This is a genomic window from Pseudomonas sp. K5002 (genome assembly GCF_013386655.1).
Classification (GTDB): domain Bacteria; phylum Pseudomonadota; class Gammaproteobacteria; order Pseudomonadales; family Pseudomonadaceae; genus Aquipseudomonas.
On sequence record NZ_JACARK010001042.1, the window covers coordinates 1 to 1071 of the forward strand.

The 1071-nt window shown below is 61.3% G+C and carries 1 protein-coding gene and 1 pseudogene; one reads left to right on the top strand and one right to left on the bottom strand.

Annotated features, from left to right (window positions below; genetic code table 11):
• The first annotated feature begins 30 nt into the window (after positions 1–30).
• Complete coding sequence (locus HX846_RS32945) at positions 31–696, top strand: TetR/AcrR family transcriptional regulator (RefSeq protein ID WP_003215538.1); 666 nt, start codon at positions 31–33, stop codon at positions 694–696.
• A gap of 59 nt (positions 697–755) precedes the next feature.
• Here the strand turns inward: HX846_RS32945 and HX846_RS32950 are convergent.
• A pseudogene (locus HX846_RS32950) lies at positions 756–1071 on the bottom strand (shikimate dehydrogenase); the annotation flags it as partial.

Sequence of the window (1071 nt, forward strand, 5' to 3'; positions counted from 1 at the left end):
AGCGCCTGCACCTAAGGCCGTGAGCGCACCATGACCCTGACCTCCGAGCTTCCCGCCGCGGCCACCGCACCGCGCAAGAGCCGCAAGAACAACCCGGAAAAGACCCGCGAGAACATTCTCCAGGAAGCCATCGTCGAGTTTGTCACCCAGGGCCTTTCCGGCGCCCGGGTGGACGCGATCGCGGAGCGTATCCAGACCTCCAAGCGCATGATCTATTACTACTTCGGCAGCAAGGAGCAGCTCTACGTCGAGGTGCTGGAGAAACTCTACGGCGACATTCGCAACACCGAGACACGGATGAACCTGACGGCCCTGGAGCCCCGGGAAGCGATCCGCCGGCTGGTGGAATTCACCTTTGATCACCACGATCAGAACGTGGATTTTGTGCGCATCGTGAGCATCGAGAACATCCACAACGCCGAGTATGTAAAGCAGTCGACGTCGATCAAGGCGATGAACAGCAACATCCTCGAAGCCCTTGGCACCACGTTGCGCCGGGGCGCCGAGTTGGGGTTGTTCCGGGAAGGGCTGGAGCCGCTGGACGTGCACCTGCTGATCAACTCGTTCAGCTTTTACCGGGTGTCGAACCGCCACACCTTCAGCGAGATCTTTCAGATCGAGTTGTCGGATGAGGCGGTCAAGCAGCGGCATCGGGCGATGATCTGCGAGTCGGTGTTGCGCTACCTGCAGGCTTGAGTTCAACACCGAGCAAAATGTGGGAGCGGGNNCCCGCTCCCACATTTCTGATCCGGTTTCTACAGTTGGGTGGTCATGCTCTGGAAGTGCGCGAGCATGCGCTCTGCATCCGCCACTTCGCCAGTGAACAACTCAAACGCCTTCACCGCCTGAAACACCGCCATGTTGCCGCCATCCAGGGTGCGGCAGCCCAAGGCGCGGGCGTTGCACAGCAGTTCGGTTTCCAGTGGGAAGTACACGATCTCCGCTACCCACAAGTCGGCGCGCAAGGTGCCCAACGGCACCGGCATGCCCGGCAGCTTGGCCATGCCCATCGGCGTGGTGTTCACCAGGCCGTCGGCTTCGGCCATGGCGCTTTCCAGGTCATTGCCGGCC